This is a genomic window from Cognatiyoonia sp. IB215182 (assembly GCF_033963905.1).
GTDB lineage: Bacteria > Pseudomonadota > Alphaproteobacteria > Rhodobacterales > Rhodobacteraceae > Yoonia.
The window spans coordinates 322,676-343,105 of the sequence record NZ_JAXBMB010000003.1 but is presented as its reverse complement, the minus strand read 5'-3'; the positions used below and the strand labels follow the sequence as shown (position 1 = coordinate 343,105).

The 20,430-nt window shown below is 59.3% G+C and carries 16 protein-coding genes; 12 read left to right on the top strand and 4 right to left on the bottom strand.

Going from position 1 to position 20,430, the window contains the following annotated elements; genetic code table 11:
* The first annotated feature begins 23 nt into the window (after positions 1–23).
* Both SLH47_RS07940 and SLH47_RS07935 read left to right on the top strand, forming a co-directional pair.
* The gene (locus SLH47_RS07940; RefSeq protein ID WP_320238933.1) at positions 24–623 is read left to right on the top strand and encodes a superoxide dismutase; all 600 of its coding nucleotides are present in this window, start codon (positions 24–26) and stop codon (positions 621–623) included.
* 72 nt (positions 624–695) lie between these two features.
* A complete protein-coding gene (locus SLH47_RS07935; protein WP_320238932.1) occupies positions 696–1,667 on the top strand; it encodes a threonine/serine dehydratase in 972 nt (323 codons plus the stop codon).
* Here the strand turns inward: SLH47_RS07935 and SLH47_RS07930 are convergent.
* On the bottom strand, positions 1,662–2,216 hold the full coding sequence (locus SLH47_RS07930; protein ID WP_320238931.1) for a TIGR00730 family Rossman fold protein: 555 nt from the start codon (positions 2,214–2,216) through the stop codon (positions 1,662–1,664). The genes SLH47_RS07935 and SLH47_RS07930 overlap by 6 nt on opposite strands.
* Positions 2,217–2,325: 109 nt before the next feature.
* Between SLH47_RS07930 and SLH47_RS07925 the strand changes: the two genes are divergently transcribed.
* The 3 genes from SLH47_RS07925 (at position 2,326) to SLH47_RS07915 (ending at position 6,020) form a co-directional block, all read left to right on the top strand.
* Complete coding sequence (locus tag SLH47_RS07925; RefSeq protein ID WP_320238930.1) at positions 2,326–3,528, top strand: LysM peptidoglycan-binding domain-containing protein; 1,203 nt, start codon at positions 2,326–2,328, stop codon at positions 3,526–3,528.
* A 65-nt stretch (positions 3,529–3,593) separates the two neighbouring features.
* A complete protein-coding gene (locus tag SLH47_RS07920) occupies positions 3,594–5,417 on the top strand; it encodes an ABC transporter ATP-binding protein/permease (protein WP_320238929.1) in 1,824 nt (607 codons plus the stop codon).
* A gap of 3 nt (positions 5,418–5,420) precedes the next feature.
* Entirely contained in the window at positions 5,421–6,020 is a 600-nt protein-coding gene (locus SLH47_RS07915; RefSeq protein ID WP_320238928.1) for an exopolysaccharide biosynthesis protein, read from the top strand.
* Positions 6,021–6,054: 34 nt separating this feature from the next.
* On the opposite strand, the gene SLH47_RS07910 is transcribed toward SLH47_RS07915, so the two are convergent.
* Both SLH47_RS07910 and SLH47_RS07905 read right to left on the bottom strand, forming a co-directional pair.
* Positions 6,055–9,747, bottom strand: a complete 3,693-nt coding sequence (locus tag SLH47_RS07910; protein WP_320238927.1) for an efflux RND transporter permease subunit — start codon at positions 9,745–9,747, stop codon at positions 6,055–6,057.
* The gene (locus tag SLH47_RS07905; protein ID WP_320238926.1) at positions 9,744–10,985 is read right to left on the bottom strand and encodes an efflux RND transporter periplasmic adaptor subunit; all 1,242 of its coding nucleotides are present in this window, start codon (positions 10,983–10,985) and stop codon (positions 9,744–9,746) included. The genes SLH47_RS07910 and SLH47_RS07905 overlap by 4 nt, the downstream gene beginning before the upstream one ends.
* Before the next feature lie 257 nt (positions 10,986–11,242).
* On the opposite strand from SLH47_RS07905, the gene SLH47_RS07900 reads away from it, so the two are divergent.
* From SLH47_RS07900 to SLH47_RS07885, 4 genes are all read left to right on the top strand, one after another.
* Entirely contained in the window at positions 11,243–11,899 is a 657-nt protein-coding gene (locus tag SLH47_RS07900; RefSeq protein ID WP_320238925.1) for a tetratricopeptide repeat protein, read from the top strand.
* A 21-nt stretch (positions 11,900–11,920) separates the two neighbouring features.
* Positions 11,921–13,216, top strand: a complete 1,296-nt coding sequence (locus SLH47_RS07895; RefSeq protein ID WP_320238924.1) for a PQQ-like beta-propeller repeat protein — start codon at positions 11,921–11,923, stop codon at positions 13,214–13,216.
* 48 nt (positions 13,217–13,264) lie between these two features.
* Positions 13,265–14,722, top strand: a complete 1,458-nt coding sequence (der, locus tag SLH47_RS07890; protein WP_320238923.1) for a ribosome biogenesis GTPase Der — start codon at positions 13,265–13,267, stop codon at positions 14,720–14,722.
* A gap of 116 nt (positions 14,723–14,838) precedes the next feature.
* Positions 14,839–15,978, top strand: a complete 1,140-nt coding sequence (locus SLH47_RS07885) for a DUF2235 domain-containing protein (protein WP_320238922.1) — start codon at positions 14,839–14,841, stop codon at positions 15,976–15,978.
* On the opposite strand, the gene serS is transcribed toward SLH47_RS07885, so the two are convergent.
* A complete protein-coding gene (gene serS, locus SLH47_RS07880) occupies positions 15,953–17,245 on the bottom strand; it encodes a serine--tRNA ligase (protein ID WP_320238921.1) in 1,293 nt (430 codons plus the stop codon). The two genes, SLH47_RS07885 and serS, sit on opposite strands and share 26 nt — an antisense overlap.
* A 248-nt stretch (positions 17,246–17,493) precedes the next feature.
* Here serS and yajC point away from each other — a divergent pair, with 248 nt between their 5' ends.
* Genes yajC through secF form a run of 3 tightly spaced genes read left to right on the top strand, consistent with a single transcriptional unit; the run spans position 17,494 to position 20,426 of the window.
* The gene (gene yajC, locus SLH47_RS07875) at positions 17,494–17,775 is read left to right on the top strand and encodes a preprotein translocase subunit YajC (RefSeq protein WP_320238920.1); all 282 of its coding nucleotides are present in this window, start codon (positions 17,494–17,496) and stop codon (positions 17,773–17,775) included.
* 19 nt (positions 17,776–17,794) lie between these two features.
* Positions 17,795–19,456 (top strand): protein translocase subunit SecD, encoded by a 1,662-nt coding sequence (gene secD, locus SLH47_RS07870; RefSeq protein WP_320238919.1) that lies wholly within the window; start codon positions 17,795–17,797, stop codon positions 19,454–19,456.
* Between the two features lies 1 nt (position 19,457).
* The gene (gene secF, locus SLH47_RS07865) at positions 19,458–20,426 is read left to right on the top strand and encodes a protein translocase subunit SecF (RefSeq protein ID WP_320238918.1); all 969 of its coding nucleotides are present in this window, start codon (positions 19,458–19,460) and stop codon (positions 20,424–20,426) included.
* Positions 20,427–20,430: the final 4 nt, after the last annotated feature.

Below are 20,430 nucleotides of genomic sequence, written 5' to 3'. Positions count from 1 at the left end.
CTTAACTCAGAAAGATATGAGCCATGGCTTTTGAACTTCCCGATCTTCCTTATGCACATGATGCGCTGGCCAGCAAAGGCATGTCGAAAGAGACGCTCGAATACCACCACGATCTGCATCACAACGCCTATGTCACCAATGGCAACAAGGCGATTGAGGGCACCGAATGGGCGGACAAGTCCATGGAAGAGATCATCGTCGGCACCTATGATAAATCCGCCGTGGCGCAGAACGGGATATTCAACAATATCAGCCAGTTGTGGAACCATAACCAGTTTTGGGAGATGATGGGCCCCGGTGACAGCGCGATGCCCGGTGAGCTGGAAAAGGCGATCACTGAGAGCTTTGGCTCGGTTGATGAATTCAAGACCCAGTTTGGTGCCGCAGGGGCTGGTCAGTTTGGTTCTGGCTGGTGCTGGCTTGTGAAGAATGCCGACGGCTCACTGGCGGTGACCAAGACGGAAAATGGTGTGAACCCGCTTTGCTTTGGCCAGACGGCCCTGCTGGGCTGTGATGTGTGGGAGCATTCCTACTACATCGACTTCCGCAACAAGCGCCCTGCCTATCTGACCAACTTCCTTGATAATCTGGTGAACTGGGAAAACGTGGCCTCTCGGATGTAACCGATCTGACATGGACAATGCCAAAGGCCCGTGGGACACCGTCCTGCGGGCTTTTTTGATTTGAGGGCGGACATGGTTGGACCGGACTTGGATGAGGTCGCCGAAGCGGCGGAGCTTCTGGTGGATGCGATCATCGAAACGCCAATCCTGCCGCTGAAATCCGCGCGCTGGGACACGGTGTTACCGGATTGCGCGTCCGTGACGCTAAAACTGGAACTGTTCCAGCAAACCGGATCGTTCAAGGCGCGCGGCGCGCTTTTGGGGCTGCGCCGTTTGACAGATGACCAGCGCCGCGCGGGTGTCGTGGCGGCAAGCGGTGGGAACCATGCTCTGGCGGTGTCATGGGCTGCGAGAATGGCTGGGGTTGATGCGTTGATCACGATGCCAGAAGCGGTGGATCCCGCGCGGATTGCTGGTTGCAAGGCGTTGGGCGCGACGGTCACGCTGCATGCGGACATGGCCTCTGCCTTTGCGGCTATGAGCAGTGCGGCAGAGGCCGGGCGCACGATCATGCATCCGTTCGAGGCAGAGCATATGATCCTGGGCGCCGCGACCTGTGGGCGTGAATATGCTTTGCAGGCGCCGGATATCGATACTTTTGTGATCCCCGTTGGTGGTGGCGGACTGGCCTCTGGCATGGCTGCTGCGATCAAGCAGATGAAACCCGGCGCAATGGTGATTGGTGTCGAACCGATGGGCGCCGATACATTGTGGCGTAGTCTTGCCGCAGGCAGCTCGCAGTCGATTGCCGAAGTGAACACCATCGCCGATAGCCTTGGCGCGCCCTTCGCGCTGCCGGAGAGCTTTGCGGTGGCGCAGGCCTATGTTGATGAGGTCGTCCGGATCGAAGATCACGAAATGCTGCGGGCCATGGCGCAGTATCAGGAGATCCTGCGGATCACTGCCGAGCCCGCTTGTGCGGCATCACTTGCTGCGTTGACGGGGCCGCTGTCTGACCGTGTTGCCGGGCGGCACATTGGGTTGATCGCCTGCGGCTCAAACATCTCGCTCACGCGTTATGCGGAACTGATGCAGGCGCTATAGCGCGTGCTTGAGCATGCCCTCCAGGCTCGCCATATCTTCAGCAACAGTTGTGAATTCCAGAATGTTGTTGTCGGCAAATCCGTGATCGACAACATGTTGCAACAGGTCACAAAGCGGGTCCCAGAACCCATCGACATTCAACAGGACGATCGGCTTGGCATGCAGGCCAAGTTGGCGCCAGGTGAGCGCCTCGAAGAACTCGTCCAGTGACCCGGCACCGCCTGGCAGGACCACCACCGCGTCGGCATTCATGAACATGACCTTCTTGCGTTCATGCATCGTCTCAGTCACGACGAAGCTGTCGAGGTCACGCTTGCCCACTTCCCAATCCATTAGATGGGCGGGAATGACGCCAAATGTCGCTCCGCCTGCCGCCTGAACTGCGTTGGCAACCTGGCCCATCAGCCCCACATCACCTGCGCCATAAACAAGGCGCCAGCCATTGTTGGCCAGCATTTGCCCCACGGCCACTGCCGCCTCGCCATAAACAGGATCATCGCCATTGCGCGAGCCGCAATAGACACAGACCGATTTTTCGAAGGTTGACATCACATCGGCCTCACGCAGCTTCGCTTTGACCGGTCATAGCGGTGTTGGTAGGGTGTCTCAACATTATCCGTGCGTGCGGTGAGCAAAACCGCCGAAGAAGGGGTTGCACGTGGCAGAGGAAAAGACATCGCGGGTTGTGCCGCTTGTGCTGGGTGGTGCAGCGGCCATTGTCATCGGGGCAGGGGCGATCATGCTTTTGCCTGCGCCGGAGCCTCTATCTGAAGTCGCAGAGGCCGCGCCGCCTTCGCCTGAGCCGGCGCCCGTTGTTGCCGAGGAAGTTGTTGCCGAGGAAGTTGTTGCCGACGAAATCGCCGCAACGCCGCCTGTTGCTGCCGAAGAACCCGCCGCACCCACCGCGCCAGCCGGCCCGTCCTTTGATACCTTCCGTGTTGAGGCGGACGGCTCCATGGTTATCGCGGGCCGCGCCGAACCCGGGCAGGTCGTCGACATCATGTTGGCTGGAGAGGCGATTGACCGCGTGACGGCGGATGCGACGGGCAGCTTTGTGGCCTTGCCTTCGGCAGGACCAGCGGAGGAGCCGCGCCGGTTGACGCTGCTGGCCGATCCGGAGGGTGCCAAGCTCGGCTCTGACACCAGCTATATTGTTGCACCGATTGCAGCGCCTGTCGTGGCATCCGTCATTGCGGAACCAGAGACTACAGAGGAGGATGCACCCGAGGCCGTTGCCAGCGCCGAAGAGGTGCTGCCGACGCCCGTGCAAGAGCCAACGCCAGAGCCGGAACCCGAAGTTGTGGCACTGGCCGCGCCAACCGTCCTTGAAGCGGATGAAGACGGCGTGCGCGTGGTGCAATCAGGCACCGGCCCGACACCGCCAAATGTCGCCCTTGATGCGATTACCTATGATCCGACGGGTGAGGTTCAATTGGCCGGGCGTGCCACGGGTGACGGGGCGGTTCAGGTCTACATTGACAACCGGCCGATCACCGCTTCACCCGTTCTGGAAGGCGGAGACTGGCAGATCGACCTGCCAGAGATCGACACTGGCGTGTACACCTTGCGCATTGATGAACTTGATACCGCGGGCGAAGTTGTTTCCCGCATCGAAACCCCGTTTCGCCGCGAAGAGGCAGCGGATGTTGCCGCAGTCCTGGCCGAGGAAACAGACAAGGAGGGGTTTGAAGTTGCGGTCAGAACCGTGCAGCCCGGTGCCACCCTATGGGCGATTGCGGAAGAGAACCTGGGCAGCGGGATTTTGTATGTTGAGGTGTTTGAGGCCAATGCCGACCTGATCCGTGACCCGGACCTGATTTACCCCGGTCAGATTTTTCGCATTCCCGAAATCACGCAATAGCGCGCCGCCACTGGTGTTCCTCCACAGCCCGGCTTAGGTAGTGGTTTGCTAAGGCGGAGCGAGTGATGCGTGGTCTGACGAAAACCGATGCCAATCTGAATGATGCCCAGGTCCAGGGCTGGGCTGTGATCCGGCGCGTTGTGCCTTATCTCTGGCCGGACGGGCAGGCATGGGTCAAGCGCCGGGTGGTGATGGCGCTTGCGGTCTTGCTTTTGTCTAAGGTGATCGCGGTGGGCACACCGATCCTTTACAAACAGGCAGTCGATGCGCTGGCGCCAGAGGGGGCGGATGCCGCGACTGTGCTTGGATTGGGCGCCGTGGGCCTGACGCTGGCTTATGGTATGGCGCGTCTGATGACCGTCGGGTTTCAGCAATTGCGCGACGTAGTCTTCACACGCGTCGGCCAACGCGCTTTGCGGCAACTGGCGCTTGAGACCTTCACCCATATCCACCGTCTGTCGATGCGCTATCACATTACGCGCAAAACCGGCGGGCTGAGCCGGATTATCGAACGTGGTGTGAAGGGGGTGGATTTCCTGTTGCGCTTCCTCTTGTTTTCGATGGGGCCACTGGTTCTTGAGCTTCTGATGATCTCGGTCGTTCTGTTTTTTCTTTTTGATGTCTGGTACTTGGCGGTCGTTGTTCTGACGATCGCGCTCTATGTCTGGTTCACGTTCAAAGTTACGGAATGGCGCGTGCGCATCCGTAAAGAGATGAATGACCAGGACACGGATGCCAATCAAAAGGCCATCGACAGCCTCCTGAACTTTGAAACCGTCAAGTACTTTGGGGCCGAAGGATGGGAGGCTGATCGGTACGACACCGCAATGGCCAACTACGAAAACGCCGCCATCCGCACGAACTACTCGCTGGCCTTTTTGAATTTCGGGCAGTCGGTACTAATCACCGGCGGTCTCGTTGCGGTCATGGTCATGGCGGCAATCGGCGTGCAGCGTGGTGATTTGACGGTGGGCGACTTCGTGATGGTCAACGCCTACATGATCCAGATTACGATGCCGTTGAACTTTCTTGGCACCGTCTATCGCGAAATCCGGCAGGCGCTGATCGATATGGGGGACATGTTCGATCTGCTCGGCCAGCCCGCCGAGGTGCAGGACAAGCCGGGTGCCAAGGACTTGCAGGTGAATGGCGGACGTGTCGAGTTGCGCGATGTGGCCTTTGGCTATGATGCGGAGCGGCCCATTCTGAAGGGGGTCAGTATTGATGTTCCGCCCGGCCAGACGGTCGCGATTGTCGGTTCATCCGGGTCGGGCAAATCGACAATCGGGCGGCTTCTCTTTCGGTTTTATGATGTCGGATCCGGTGCTTTGTTGATCGATGAGCAAGATGTGCGCGACGTGACCCAGGCCAGCCTGCACGCGCAGATCGGTGTCGTGCCGCAGGATACGGTCCTCTTTAACGACACCATCTATTACAACATCGCTTACGGGCGCCCCGATGCGACAGAAGATGAGATCATCGCTGCAGCCAAGGCGGCGAAGATCCATGATTTTGTGTCGGGTCTGCCTGAAGGCTATCAAACCACCGTCGGTGAACGCGGGCTCAAACTCTCGGGGGGTGAAAAGCAACGGGTGGGGATCGCGCGGACCCTTCTGAAGAACCCGCCGATCCTTTTGCTCGATGAGGCCACTTCGGCGCTTGATACCGAGACCGAGATGGAGATTCAGGCGGAACTCAAGGCGATGGGCGAGGGGCGCACGGTGATCACCATAGCCCACCGTTTGTCGACCATCGCCGATGCTGACCGGATCATCGTGCTGGAAAACGGGCACATCGTCGAAGAGGGTCGCCACGAAGACCTGCTGGCCCGCGAGGGCCGCTATGCCCATCTTTGGAACCGGCAATCCGAGGAAGAACCGGTCGGGTAACCCATGGCGAAGAAAGGGCCCATTACAGATATTCTGGATATCCTTGAGGCCCGCATAGCTACTGGACCTGTTGATGGGCGTGACCTTTTTGATGCGCTGGACGCTGCGGGGCTCGTGCCCGCGCTAATGCTGCCCGCGCTGCTGATCGTATCACCGTTGAGCGCCATTCCACTCTTTTCCAGCTTTTGCGGCCTGATCATCGTGTTCATCGCCCTGCAGGGCGCGTTTGGCCGTAAACACCCCTGGCTGCCGGGTTGGCTGTTGGACCGTCACCTACCTACGCAACGCACAAAAAACGCCGTGGCCGTCATGCGGAGGGTGATCAGCTGGCTCGATCGGGTTGCGCAGCGCAGGCTGTCACTGTTGGTGCGTGGACCGATGAGCAGGCTGCTCTACCTCGCCTGCGCTTGTGCGGCCGCCTTTATCCCTTTTCTGGAGCTAGTACCGATGTCATCAACGACCATCGGGGCCGGCATCCTGCTGATCTCTGTCGGCATTCTGACGCGCGACGGTATCTTCGCGGTGATGGGCCTGGTCTGCTTTGGCCTTGCGTCGCTCATTCCGCTATTTGTCGTCACGCAGGTGGCAGCACTTGCGGCTTGAAAACGGTCGCGCAGCAACCTGCGCGGCCATTGCGTTACTCTGCCGCCTGCAATGGGTTCTTGAGCTGCAGTGGCGGTAGCGGCTCTTCTACCTGTTCTTCATCCCAGATGAACTCTGGCGCCTTGACCCGGCGCGCCTGCCGCTCAAGGGCCCAGTCACGCGCCGCACGGCTGCTGCGACCCAGGGACAGTTTGGCGAGGAGCCGCGCGATCCAAATTGCGTAGGTGACGACCCAGACACGGACGGCGAGCATTGAGGGCGTGAAGACCAGCGTCAGCATCGTCGCAATCCCAAGACCAAAGACGACTGCTGTCGCCAGCTGCTTCCACCAAAGCGCCGTCGGGCTGTCGATGGAATAGCCGCCATTCATGAAGTCAAGGCTGAGGCCAAACATCATTGGTGCAAGGCCCGCCATCGTTGTGATCGTCGTCAGCAGAACTGGCCTGATCCGCGCCTGAGCGGTGCGTGTAATCGCCTCGGTCCGTGGCATGTATTTGCTGTATTCCTGATAGGTGTCGATCAGGATGATGTTGTTGTTCACGACGATGCCCGCGAGCGCCACGATGCCGGTCCCGGTCATGATGATCGAGAATGGCTGCCCCATGACCAGCATCCCCACAAGCGACCCAGCAGTGGACATCACCACAGCCATCAGCACGAGGATCGAGTTATAGATGCTGTTGAACTGCGCCAGCAGGATGATGAACATCAGACCCAAAGCACCGGCAAAAGCCACCTGCAGGAAGGCGCCGGATTCTTCCTGATCCTCCTGATCGCCGGTCCATTCCCATGCAATGGATGCGGGCAGAGGGTTCGTCTCCAGCCACTCGGTCAGCACCGCGATCCGCTCATTGGGGTTGACGGGCACTTCGTTGACATCTCCGGCGTCCACGAGCGCCGCCAGATCGGTGAAGCTGGCCGCTGCCTCCAGACTGACAACATTGTATCGGTCCATCCCGGTCGCCTCATCGTTGACGCGTTCGACAATGGCCTGCGTTTCGCCGTCAACCAGCTTGAAGAGATTGGCGCCAACGTCGGCCTTCACGTCGAAATACCGTGTCTGATCGATCCGGTCGATTTGCGCGAGTTTGGCGACAGGCGTGCGCGTGATGAAATTTGACAGCGGAACGAGCCCCTGATTGGTCCGCACCCGCAGACTGTCGAGCGTCGAAAGCACCCGGTCTTCGGCGGGCAGGCGGACGCGGATCTCAATCTCTTCGTCAGAAGTATCAACCCGCATCGTATCAAGCAGGATGCCGCGCGTGACCATCTGCACCATCGCGCCAACTGTCGCCACGTCTGCGCCAAAACGCCCGGCCTTTTCGACATCGACATCGATCTGCCAGTCGATGCCGGGCAGGGGGAGTGAATCCTCTATCGTGATCAGGCCTGGTGTCTGGTCGAAATGCGCGCGTGCGGTACTGGTTGCCAGCAGCAGATCATCCCAATCATCGCCTTTCAGGCGCAGATGCACGGGCTTGCCCGAGACGGGGCCACGGTTTTGCGCGAGGATCTCTGTCTCAATGCCCGGCAGCTTGGCAAGCTCTGCCTGAAGCTCATCAAGCACGATGTCACCGTCAAGCTCGGCAATCCCCGCACGATCTTCCCAAGGGATTGTCTCAAGCTGCACCTGACCGATCGTGTCGGCAGGGATTGCGGCACCACTGGCATCCGTGTTCAGCCCGCCATCACCGGCAAAGGCGAAGGCCGTGATCACACCGGGATGGGCGAGCACGATATCCTCGGCCTGACGCACCAGCGCATCCTTTTCAGCCAGAGATAGGTTGCCGCGCGCCCGGACATAGACGATGGCCTGTTCGGGCTCGGATTCCACAAAGAATTCAACGCCGTTGTTGTTGCTGCCATAATAACCAAAGATCGAGAAGACCGTGAAAGCGACAGCGCCGACTGTTACCAGCGGCATGATCGGGTTGCCCACGATGAAATGCATGAAGTGACCGAAGGCGCTGCGCTTGTAGCCCGCCTGGATCTTCTTTTCACCGCGTTCGAACTTGGCCGCGCCCATTGTGATGGACAAAAGGAACGCACCGACCAAGAAGAGGAGCATGCCGGGTAACGAGTCACCAAGCCCGTTGGTTTGTACCGCTTCTCCGGTCAAATAGCCGGGGTTCAGCGTAAGCATCGCTCCCGTGAACACAACCATGATCGCCGGAAACACCAAAAGTGCCCGCACGAACCATGGCAAGCGCGCGCGCAAGGCATCAGACGCACGGCCGAACATCCGGCTCATCCGGCCGGTCACGCCGCCCATCACCGGTAGGTAGATGAGGGCGACAACAAGTGATGCGGAGAGAACGAAGATCAGCGTCACCGGCAGCATGCCCATGAACTGCCCCGGCACACCGGGCCAGAATAGCATGGGCAGAAAGGCGCAGAGTGTCGTTGCTGTGGATGAGATGATGGGCCAGAACATTCGCTTCGCCGCCTCCACGTAGGCATGCATCGGCCCGGTGCCTTCGCGGATGCGTTTGTCGGCATATTCCACGACCACAATCGCCCCGTCGACGAGCATGCCCACCGCCAGGATCAGCCCGAACATGACGATGTTCGAGATACTGATCTCCATCACTGCAAGCAGCGCGAAACAGAGGAGGAACGAGGTTGGAATCGCAAAGCCCACCAATAGCGCAGGCCGTGTGCCCAACGCCGCCAGAACCACGATCATCACCAGCGCGATGGCGGTCAGAACCGAGCCTTCCAACTGGCTGACCATCGAGGCCACGTTGCGCGACTGGTCATTGGACGTACCCACCTGAATCGCCGCCTGCAATTCCGGCGGCCAGCTGGCGCGCTCTAGTTCGACCTCTTCTTTCACCAAGGCTGCGGTGTCGATCAGGTTAAAGCCCTTGCGTTTGACGACTTGCAGCGCAACGGTGTTGACGCCGTTAAAGCGCGCTGTGCCCTCGCGGTCTTCGAATGTCAGACGGATCGTCGCCAGATCTCCTAGGGTGATCACGCGGTCGCCATCTGTCTTGACGGGCAGGTTGTAGACATCCTGCGGCTCATCAAAGGAGGAGGGGATTTTGACGGCAAAGCTGCCTTGTGCCGTTTCCACTTCACCAGCCGCAATCAGAAGGTTGTTGTTGGTGACAACACCGATCAGCTCACTGGCCGTGACGTTGTATGCCTCCAGCCGCAACGGGTCGATCACGACTTCCAGCATCTCGTCACGCTGCCCGGCAAGCCCTGCCTCCAGCACTGCATCCAGCCCTTCGATCCGGTCCTGCAGGTCCTTGGCGACGCGCAAAAGCGTACGCTCAGGCACCTGACCGGTCAGGTTCACGATGACGATGGGAAACTCAGAAAAGTTGATCTCGGTGATCTGGTATTGATCGGCACCTGCGGGAAACTGTGCCTCGGCATTGTTCATGGCCGAACGGATATCGGCAATGATGGCGGACTTGTCCCAACCGAATTCGAACTCCAGCGCCATGCCGGCAAAGCCCTCTGCCGCCGTCGCGGACATGGATTTCAGACCGTCAAGATCAGAAAGCTCCGTCTCCATCGGTTGTACGAGCAGCGTCTCACTGTCTTCGGCGGAGATGCCAGGGAAGGGGACAGAGACGAAGATCGCCGGGATTTCGATATCCGGTTCACCCTCTTTTGGCAGGCCCACATAGGCCATGCCCCCCGCCAGCAGCGACAGGGCAATAAAGGCCAGCACCATCCGCGCACGCGCGGCGGCCATATCTACTATACCGTTCATCCCTTGGCCTCTTGAAATGTGGGCGCGACAGCGACGCCATCCACGACGAATTCCTGCCCGATCGTGATAATATCAAGCGCATCCGGGAGGTCGGTGACCCACACACCCTGCGCGGTGTCGCGCAGCAGCGTGACGGCCATGAACCTCGCAGTATTATCCGCAGCGACCGTCCTGACACCCAGCACCCCGTCATCATCCAAAGTGAGAGCCGATTGCGGGATCAGATGGGCCATCTGCCCGTCAGAGGCCACAATGATCTCGGCAGTTTGGCCGTCCCTGATCGCAAGGTCATCGTTCGGAATGGTGACCTCGACCCGGAATGTGCGGGTCAACTCGTCAGAGCTGCGCGACAAGAAGGTGACAAGGCCCTGCACCTCTCGCCCGTCCGCAAGGCGCGCACCGGCGATGGCGCCAACCGTGATCTTGCGCACGTCGAGTTCCGGCACAAAGCCCACCAGCTTGATCTCTTCAAGCTGAATGATCGTCGCGCACAGCGCGCCGGGTTGCATCAGTGTGCCCAGTTCGGCGGTGTCCGTTTCCAAGAGGCCGGAGAAAGGGGCCGTGATTTCGAGACGCTCAATCTCGCGTTCGGCGGATGCTACCGCGGCTTCCGCAGCTTCAATGCCAGCTTCGGCGGAAGCTACGGCAGAGTTTGCGCGCTGCCGACCTGCAGTTGCGGCATCCATGGCCGCCTGAGCGCCGACCAGCCGCGTTTCAGATGCGAAGCCGTCCTCTGACAGCTGTCTTGCGGCGTTCAGATTGATCTCTGCCTCGCGCACACGCGCATCGGCTTCTGTCACACCCGCCAGCGCTTCCGGCACGCGCCCCATTGCCTCGGCCAGACGTGCACGCGCTTCTGCCAAGGACGCCTCGCGCGTGCCGGGGTCAAGACGGCACAGCATATCGCCTTCACTCACGCTCGCCCCCTTGCGTAAAGGTTCCGAGATCACAAGGCCAGACGTCTCAGCTGCAACCGAAACCTGGCGCGCGGCCTCGGTCCGGCCACGCAAAACGACAGCGCTATCAATGGTTTGCGCAGTCGAGTGCATCGCCACGACTCCTACCGCTGCAGGCATAGCCGCGTCATTCGCGGCGGCCTCGGTGGCTGTCTCGTCAATGGCCTCTGCGGCGGGTGCTGCGTCACCTTGCGCGAACGCTACCAATTGGTCCCGCTCAAAGATCACGAAATACAATACGCCAAGCACCAGCAATGCGGTGATCACAGGAATGAGTCTCATACCAAGGCCCCTATACCTATCGGCCAAGTGCCGATAGCAATTGGATTTTTTCGTCGTCCTGCGTGTCTGAGGTCATCCTGGATCACGCAATTTGCACTAAACTACTCAGTTCACTTTACACCTCTGTTTCCGTGACGACAAGTTCACTTTTCTGCGTTGCGGCTGGATCGTTATGCTCGGCTCTTGTTCATCCTGTCTGCTTCACGATATGTACGCGCAAACGGCGCGTCGTATGCCGCTGATGAAAGAGGCCCAAGGTGAGCAATCCGGACAGTTTTATCAACGAAGTCACCGAAGAGGTGCGCCGCGAGAAGCTTTTTGGATATCTGCGCCGTTATGGCTGGATCGGCGTTGTCTGTGTTCTCGCACTTGTCGGTGGCGCGGCCTGGATCGAGTATCGGAACGCCCAGGCGCGAAATGCGGCAGAGGCGACTGGTGACGCCCTGTTGGCCGCACTTGAGCAAGATGATCCGGCCGCACGTGCAGCGGCCATTTCCGCTGTCGCAACAGATGGCAGTGCGGCTGCTGTTACGGCACTGCTGACGGCCTCAACGCAGGTTGAGGCCGGCGATGTTGAGGCCGCTGCGGCAACACTTAGTGCGCTTTCAACAAATCAGGACGTGCCAGAGACCTATCGCGAGCTTGCGACGATCAAGGCAGCGATGTTGCCGGTGGCAGATACCGAAGCGCGGCTCGCGTCGCTTGAGTTTCTGTCGCAGCCGGGCCAACCCTTCCGGCTTCTCGCCTTGGAGCAGCTTGCCTATGTGACGCTGGAGACCGGCGATATTGAAGCCACCCTTGCGATTTTGCGCCAGATCGAAGAAGACGCAGCCGTGAGCCGCGGCCTGCTGGAGCGGGCGCAAACCCTTATGGTGGCCTTGGGTGAGCCTTTGCCCGAACCCGCCACCGAGTAGATTTCAGATCGGATCACGGACGTGACAGCCAGAACACTTATCGGCGCGACGCTCGCACTCGCTTTTCTGGCGGCTTGCGGCGAAGACGATGTCATCCTGCCGGGCGAGCGGTTCGATGTCCGCCCACAAGCGGTAAGTGTGAACGAGGTCCGGTCCGTTGACCTACCAGCGGCTGAGGTGAACGCTGACTGGACCCATCGCAATGGCGGGCCTGCGCACCGGATCAGCCATCCGGCTTTGGGCGCGACCCTCAGCCCTGTTTTTGTTGCGGATATCGGTGAGGGCGATGGTCGCCGCGCGCGCATTACGGCGGAACCGGTCGTGGCAGGCGGCGTGATCTACACCGTGGATTCTCGTTCAACCGTAACCGCGACGACAACGGCGGGCGAAACTCTGTGGTCCCGCAATCTGACACCTAGCCGTGATGGTCCTGCGGACGCGTCCGGTGGAGGTGTCTCTGCTGGTGGCGGGCAGGTCTTTGTGACGACCGGGTTTGGTGAGATTACGGCGTTGAATGCGGCCGATGGCCAGGTGCAATGGGTGCAGGATCTTGATGCGCCGGTCACAACCGGACCCACTTTGCGTGGTGACTTGGTCTATGTCGTCTCGCGCGACAGTACGGCCTGGGCGCTCGACAACAGCAATGGTCGCATTCGCTGGCAACGCAGCGGCACGCCTTCGGACGCCAACTTTGGCGGCGGGGCGTCACCTGCCGTGCAGGGAGAATTCGCGATCTTTCCGTTCCCATCGGGTGAGGTGGCCGCAACTTTCCCGCGCGGTGGTTTGCCACGCTGGTCTACTGTCGTGTCAGGTGATCGTCTGGGGCGCGCAGCCTCGCTGATCAACGATATCGCCGGTGATCCGGTCATTTCCGGTAACCGCGTCTATATTTCCAACTTTGGGGGTCGCACCGTGGCGCTTGACCTCCGGGACGGTACCCGCATCTGGACGGCGGGTGAGGGGGCGGTCAGCCCGGTCTGGCCCGTAGGCGATGCCCTGTTCCTGATCAACGATGTTAATGAACTGGTGAGGCTCGACACACGCACTGGCCGCCCCGTCTGGCGCGTCGCGCTGCCAAACTTCGGCGAAGGGCGGACCGTGCGCCAGCGCGCCATCTTTGCCCATTACGGCCCGATCCTGGCCGGTGGACGGCTGATTGTTGCCTCATCCGATAATTTGATCCGTCAGTTTGATCCTGCCTCTGGCGCGCCGTTGGGTACGCTTGATTTGCCGGGTGGTGCTGCCTCCGCGCCCATAGTGGCGGGTGAGACGCTGTATGTGCTCAGCAAGACGGGCCAATTGCACGCTTTTCGTTAAGCATCACTTCGTGTAACGGGTGCGGTCAAACCCGTCAGGAGCCGCTTGATGACCTTTACGCTTGCCATTGTGGGGCGTCCCAATGTGGGCAAATCCACGCTATTTAACCGTCTGGTGGGCAAGAAACTCGCGCTGGTCGATGATCAGCCGGGGGTGACCCGCGATCTGCGCGAGGGCGAAGGGCGGCTGGCCGATCTGCGCTTTACCGTGATCGACAGCGCCGGACTGGAAGAGGCGACAGATGACAGCCTGCAGGGCCGCATGCGCCGATTGACCGAGCGTGCTGTGGAAATGGCAGATGTGTGTTTGTTCATGATCGACGCGCGGGCCGGGGTGCTGCCCGCGGATGAGGTCTTTGCCGATATCCTGCGCAAGAAAAACGCAAATGTCGTGCTCGCCGCCAATAAGGGCGAGGGGAAGGCGGCGGATGCCACCATTCTTGAGGCTTACTCGCTCGGGTTGGGAGAGCCAATCCGCCTTTCTGCCGAACATGGCGAGGGGATGGGCGATCTTCTGGAGGTTCTGCGCCCGATTGCGGAGGCGCATGCCGAGCGCGTGGCAGCGGATGCGCCCGAGGTCGACGTAGATGTGGGCGACGATGATGAAGACGCGCCGCGCGTGCCGACACATGCAAAACCGTTGCAGATTGCGGTTGTCGGGCGGCCTAATGCTGGCAAATCGACCCTGATTAACAAGATCATTGGTGAAGAGCGCTTGTTGACCGGGCCGGAGGCCGGGATCACACGCGATGCGATTTCGGTTCAGACCGAATGGGGCGGCGTACCGATGCGCATCTTTGACACAGCCGGCATGCGCAAGAAGGCGAAGGTTCAGGAAAAGATCGAGAAACTCTCCGTATCAGACGGGCTGCGCGCGGTGAAGTTTGCGGAAGTGGTTGTCGTCCTGCTCGACGTGGAAATCCCCTTTGAACAGCAGGATTTGCGGATTGCCGATCTGGCCGAACGGGAAGGTCGCGCCGTGGTCGTCGCCGCCAACAAATGGGATGTGGAGGGCGATAAACAGGCCAAGCTCAAGCAATTGCGCGATGATTTTGAGCGCTTGTTGCCACAGCTGCGCGGGGCGCCCTTGGTCACCGTGTCTGCCAAGACGGGCAAGGGTCTCGACCGGCTGCAGCATGCCATCATGCGTGCGCATGAGGTCTGGAACCGCCGCGTGACGACGGCCCAACTCAACCGCTGGCTGACCGGCATGCTCGAACAGCACCCGCCACCGGCACCGGGCGGCAAGCGGATCAAGATGCGCTACGCGACGCAAGTGAAGACGCGTCCACCGGCCTTCGTGGTGATGACATCGCATCCCGATGCAGTACCTGAAAGCTACAAGCGCTATCTGATCAATGGGTTACGGCTCGATTTTGATATGCCGGGTACGCCGATCCGGCTGTATCTGCGCGATCAGGGGGACAAGAATCCCTATAAGGATAAGAAGTCCTCGCAACCATCGCGCCTGTCCAAGCATCTCAAAAAGACCCCAACGGACCGCTAGCCGCCCTTTCTATTGCTGTGGGGTGATTGCCACGTCTGGAAATGGTCGGGAAATGCCGACTTGTCAGATAGCTGACCTTGCGTCAGCATGCTCGCATTAAGCCAAAGGATTTTGACATGAAACGGATTGCAATTCTGTGCGATGGCACGTGGAATTCACCCACGATGAAGATCCCGACAAATGTGGTGAAATTGCGCGATGCCTGCCTTGATGATGGTGAAAACCAGGTCGTCATATACATCCCAGGTGTGGGGGTTAATGAGATCACGAACAAGCTGATCGGCCTTGTCCATAAACTCGGTGGCGGTGCTTTTGGCTGGGGGCTTGGCGCGAATGTGAGACGCGCCTATCAGCAACTTTGCCAGCATTATGAACCGGGGGATGAGATCTATATCTTCGGTTTTTCGCGCGGAGCCTACACCGCACGATCTTTGGGTGGGATGATCCGCAAATGCGGGATTGTGCCCAAAAACCGGATCAAAAGCGTCTTTACGCTGAACAAGGCATGGCGGCTTTACAAGCGGCGCGGTGCGGAACTGGACAAAGGCCCGCTTTGGACCCAGCGCAAGGCCTTGTCGCCCGATATCGCCACGTCAGAAGACGATTGGAAGGAACGCGGGCAGACTGGTAGTATCGTTGATGTCCGCTATATCGGCGTGTGGGATACGGTTGGGGCCAAGGGCTTGCCCGTGTCTTTGCTGGGGCCTATCGCGAAGTTTTGGAACCGGCGTTATGAGTTCTATGACATGAAGCTTTCCGGCATGGTCAAGAACGCGCGCCATGCGATTGCGCTGGACGAACAACGTATCCTTTTCGAACCGACCGAATGGGACAATCTCGACAAACGAAACGCTGGCGCGGTTGGCCCGGATCGGCCATATCAGCAGCTTTGGTTCATCGGCGATCACGGCACGGTTGGTGGTAGTAAGGAGACCCGTGAACTGGTGTCATTTCCATTGGATTGGATCGCCAAAGGCGCCGTGAAGCTTGGTTTAAAGCTTGATGATAGCGTGCAAATCCCTGACGTGCCGGGTGATGCGGCGGCCCGGTCACCGCATCTCGATCAGCGGATCGGCCCGCTTTATGCGTGGCGCGTGGGGCCGGCTGACCCGCTGCACTACCACTTTTCAGTGGCAGAGCGGATGCGTTTGCTTGGCAATGGGTACAGACCGCAATCGGCAAGTGGCGTACGGCAGGCCTTGCTTCAATTGCCTGCCGAACAGCCCGATGTCAGGCCAGAAGTCCTTCATGCGTGATCCGGGTTTTGCCGCGTAGATAGGGATGCAGGGCGGCGGGCAGGGTAACCGACCCGTCCTCCTGCTGCCCGTTTTCCACAACGGCAATCAGAGTGCGCCCCACAGCGAGGCCTGAGCCGTTGAGCGTATGCACGAATTGCGGTTTGCCCCCTTCCGAGGGCTTGTAACGCGCATTCATGCGTCGCGCCTGATAGTCTCCTGCGACCGAGACAGAGCTGATCTCGCGATACTTGTTCTGACCGGGCAACCAGACCTCGATATCATGGGTCTTGCGCATGCCGGCCCCCAGATCACCAGTGCAAAGCACGACCGTCCGGTAGGGCAGGTCCAGTTTTTCGAGGATCGCTTCCGCGCATTTGGTCATACGGTCATGCTCAGCCGCACTGTCTTCGGGTTTGGTCACACTGACCATCTCAACCTTCTCGAATTGATGCTGGCGCAGCATGCCCGATGTGTCGCGCCCTGCCGATCCGGCCTCTGACCGGAAACACTGGGTGTGGGCGACATAGCGGCGGGGGAGGTAGTCTTCCTCAATCGTCATGCCATTGACGATATTGGTCAGCGTCACCTCAGCCGTGGGGATCAGCCACCAACCATTGGTCGTCTGATAGCTGTCCTCGCCGAATTTCGGCAATTGGCCGGTGCCGTACATCATCTCTTCACGCACGAGCACGGGCGTGATGGTTTCGGTCAGCCCGTGTTCTTCCACATGGACGTCGATCATGAATTGCGCGAGCGCCCGGTGTAGACGCGCGACAGCGCCTGAGAGAAGCACGAACCGGCTGCCCGACAGCTTGGCCGCCGTCTCAAAATCCATGCCGGGGCGGATGGCGGGAATGTCGTAATGCTCAACAGGATCAAAGCTGAAGTTACGTGGGCTGCCGTTGCGATGGATTTCGACATTGTCGTCTTCGTCATCACCGTCAGGGATCGTCTCATCGGGCAGGTTCGGGATGCCCATCAAGAGATCGGTGAGGGCCGCATCCTTCGCTTTGGCCTCTTCGTTCAACGTCGCGATTTGCGACTTTTTCTCAGCCATAAGCGTACGCAAGCGCTCAAACTCGGCCTCATCCCCGCGCGCCTTGGCGGCACCCACCTCTTTCGCAGCTTTGTTCGCCTCGGCCTGGGCCGTCTCTGCCGCCAGAATCTTTTCACGCCGCGCCTCATCCAAGCTCAGAACCTCAAGGGAGACCGGTGCAATCCCACGACGAGACAGGGCTGCATCGAAGGCAGCGGGGTTGTCACGGATAGCGCGGATATCATGCATGGGTCCGGTCCTTTGGTGGTCGTTGAAAGTGCGCGGAGATATGCATCATTGCCCTGCCCAAGGGAAGCGCTGATGCGGGGGCTGCGGCGTAAACGGGCAGATTACAATTGCTTTCCTGAAACCCAGCGCCCATATGACAGCGAAACCAAGGCAAAAGACCCCTAGGCGCGGTTGCCAAGCGCGCGGGCGGGTCATAATGTGCCGCGAATTTTCAGGGCGGTATTGCCGCACAGACCAAGGGATGGAATATGAGAGCCGAAGACCTCATTTTATTGCTGCTGATTTTCGGGATCATGTATTTCCTGCTGATCCGGCCCCAGCAGAAAAAAGTGAAAGAACATCAGGCCATGCTCTCGGCCTTGCGGCGCGGGGATCAGATTGTCACCCAGGGCGGCGTTGTCGGGAAGATCGTCAAGGTCAAGGATGATGCGAATGAGGTGGAGGTTGAGATTGCGAAGGGCGTGAATGTCCGCGTTGTGAAATCAACCATCGCAACCGTGATGAACAAGACCGAACCGGCGAAAACCTGAACCGCCGAAAGGCTGCTTGATGCTCAATATCTCTTTTCCCAAGCTGGTCATGATCTGGTTGACGGTCGCGGTCGGTTTGCTTTTCGCCATGCCGAACGGGTTTTATGGCCGGGTTGAGACTCACAATGACGCGATGGCGATCATCGAGACGGGTCAGACCAATGCAGAGTTGGAGGCGGATGCGGCGGAATGGCCGAGCTTCCTGCCATCTGGCCTCGTTAATCTTGGCCTCGATCTGCGCGGCGGGGCGCATTTGCTGGTCGAGGTGCAGGTGGAGGATGTGCATGCTTCATTCCTCGAAGGCTTCTGGCCATCCGTGCGTGACGTGCTGGCGGCTGAACGCGATGTCGTTGGCTTTGTCACACGTGAGGACAGTCCGCCGACCGAGTTGCGCGTACGTATTTCGCAGTCCGAAGGGGCAACCCGCGCTTTTGAGCTTGTACGCGGTCTTGCCAGCCCTGTGGCCTCATTCACCGGCGCTGCGGCCACGAATATCGATGTGCGGATCAGCGGCACGCTGCTGACCATCACGCTAAGCGAAGCAGAACGCGCGGCGATGGATGAACGCACGATCCTGCAGACACTTGAGATCATCCGCCGCCGGATTGATGAGGTCGGTACACGCGAGCCCACGATCCAGCGGCAGGGCGCGGAACGTATTCTGGTACAGGTGCCTGGCGTCGGATCGGCCAATGAGATTATTGAGCTGCTGGGGACAACGGCACAGCTGACCTTTAATCAGGTTGAAGGCATCGCGTCGGATGCTGACGAGCCTCCCGGAACCGGGAACATGATCCTGCCATCGCTTGACGAGCCGGGATTGTTTTACAGGCTGGAACGGCGGCCTGTTGTGACGGGCGAAGATCTGGAAAACGCGCAACTTGATTTCGACCAGAACGGGCGGCCCGCGGTCGCATTCCGGTTTAATACCTCTGCCGCGCGGACCTTCGGGGATTACACGCTTGAAAATGTAGGACGGCAATTTGCGATTGTGCTGGATGAAGAAGTCATCTCTGCGCCTACAATCCAAAGTCATATTCCGGGTGGGTCGGGGATCATTACCGGGAACTTCACGGTCGAAGAGGCGACAAACCTTGCTGTGCTTCTGCGCGCTGGTGCGCTGCCCGCAGAACTGACATTCCTGGAAGAACGCACCATCGGCCCCGAACTCGGTGCAGATAGTATCGCGGCCGGGCAGATCGCCTGTATCGTCGCGGGTCTCGCGATCCTTGTCTACATGGTGCTGAGCTACGGGCTTTTTGGCATCTTCGCCAATATCGCTTTGGTCATCAATGTGGGTCTGATCTTTGGACTGCTCAGTATCGTCGGGGCCACGCTCACTCTGCCGGGGATCGCGGGGATCGTGCTGACTATCGGGATGGCGGTGGATGCCAATGTGATCGTGTTTGAGCGGATCCGCGAGGAGCTGAAAACCGCCAAAGGCCCGGCGCGGGCGATTGAACTCGGCTATGAAAAGGCGCTGTCCTCAATCATTGACGCCAACATCACGACATTCATTACGGCTGTGATCCTGTTCACCATGGGCTCCGGCCCCGTCAGCGGCTTTGCCGTGACATTGGGCTTTGGGATCATCACATCCGTCTTTACTGCGATATTCGTCACACGGTCCCTGATCGTGATTTGGTTTTCGCGCACCCGCCCAAAGACAATCGAGGTTTGATATGCGTCTAAAGCTGGTTCGCGAAAACACATCGATTGATTTTTTCAGCAAGGCCCGGATCTGGTTGGGTATTTCGATGATCCTGATGGTGGTCGCCTTTGCATCGTTTCTGATCCAGGGCCTGAACTACGGGATCGACTTTCAAGGCGGCACGAGCATCCGGACTGAGTCAACCACGCCCGTTGATGTCGGCGCCTATCGTACCGCTTTGGAGGCGCTGGACCTTGGTGATATCTCGATTGCCGAAGTCGATGACCCGCTTTTTGACGAAGATCAGCATGTGGCTTTGGTCCGCGTGCAGGCCCAGGAAGGCGATGAGCGGATCGCGAGCGAGACGATTGAGGCCATTCAATCGGCATTGCGCACGATTGATCCTGATATGACCTTCCCATCGGTCGAGTCGGTTGGGCCCAAAGTCTCTGGCGAGTTGATCCAGACCGCGATTATCGCTGTGGCCCTCGCGGTTGTGGCGATCCTGCTCTACATCTGGCTGCGCTTTGAATGGCAGTTTGCCATCGGGGCCGTACTGGCTTTGTCGCATGACGTTATCCTAACTATCGGCATCTTCTCGGAACTGCAGATCAAGTTCGATCTGGCGATTATTGCGGCGCTCCTGACGATCGTGGGTTACTCGATCAATGACACGGTGATCGTGTTCGACCGGGTGCGGGAAAACCTTCGGAAGTACAAGAAAAAGGACCTCAAGGAAGTCCTGAACATCTCGATCAACGAAACGCTCAGCCGGACCTTGATGACCTCGGTGACGACCTTACTTGCGCTGATTTCGCTCTTTGTTTTGGGCGGCGATGTGATCCGAGGCTTTGTGTTTGCGATGATCTGGGGCGTGATCATCGGGACTTATTCGTCGATCTTCGTGGCGTCTGCTATCCTGCTGGTGCTCGGTGTGAAACGCGACTGGTCCAAGAAGGACCCGTCCGCTGGCACACGCTACGGCCATATCGATACCTGAGGGG

Excerpts from the sequence above, each read along its gene's own strand:
- SLH47_RS07940 (WP_320238933.1), top strand. The coding sequence starts at position 24 with ATGGCTTTTGAACTTCCCGATCTTCCTTATGCACATGATGCGCTGGCC.
- SLH47_RS07935 (WP_320238932.1), top strand. The coding sequence starts at position 696 with ATGGTTGGACCGGACTTGGATGAGGTCGCCGAAGCGGCGGAGCTTCTG.
- SLH47_RS07930 (WP_320238931.1), bottom strand. The coding sequence starts at position 2,216 with ATGTCAACCTTCGAAAAATCGGTCTGTGTCTATTGCGGCTCGCGCAAT.
- SLH47_RS07920 (WP_320238929.1), top strand. The coding sequence starts at position 3,594 with ATGCGTGGTCTGACGAAAACCGATGCCAATCTGAATGATGCCCAGGTC.
- SLH47_RS07915 (WP_320238928.1), top strand. The coding sequence starts at position 5,421 with ATGGCGAAGAAAGGGCCCATTACAGATATTCTGGATATCCTTGAGGCC.
- SLH47_RS07910 (WP_320238927.1), bottom strand. The coding sequence starts at position 9,747 with ATGAACGGTATAGTAGATATGGCCGCCGCGCGTGCGCGGATGGTGCTG.
- SLH47_RS07905 (WP_320238926.1), bottom strand. The coding sequence starts at position 10,985 with ATGAGACTCATTCCTGTGATCACCGCATTGCTGGTGCTTGGCGTATTG.
- der (WP_320238923.1), top strand. The coding sequence starts at position 13,265 with ATGACCTTTACGCTTGCCATTGTGGGGCGTCCCAATGTGGGCAAATCC.
- SLH47_RS07885 (WP_320238922.1), top strand. The coding sequence starts at position 14,839 with ATGAAACGGATTGCAATTCTGTGCGATGGCACGTGGAATTCACCCACG.
- serS (WP_320238921.1), bottom strand. The coding sequence starts at position 17,245 with ATGCATGATATCCGCGCTATCCGTGACAACCCCGCTGCCTTCGATGCA.
- yajC (WP_320238920.1), top strand. The coding sequence starts at position 17,494 with ATGAGAGCCGAAGACCTCATTTTATTGCTGCTGATTTTCGGGATCATG.
- secD (WP_320238919.1), top strand. The coding sequence starts at position 17,795 with ATGCTCAATATCTCTTTTCCCAAGCTGGTCATGATCTGGTTGACGGTC.
- secF (WP_320238918.1), top strand. The coding sequence starts at position 19,458 with ATGCGTCTAAAGCTGGTTCGCGAAAACACATCGATTGATTTTTTCAGC.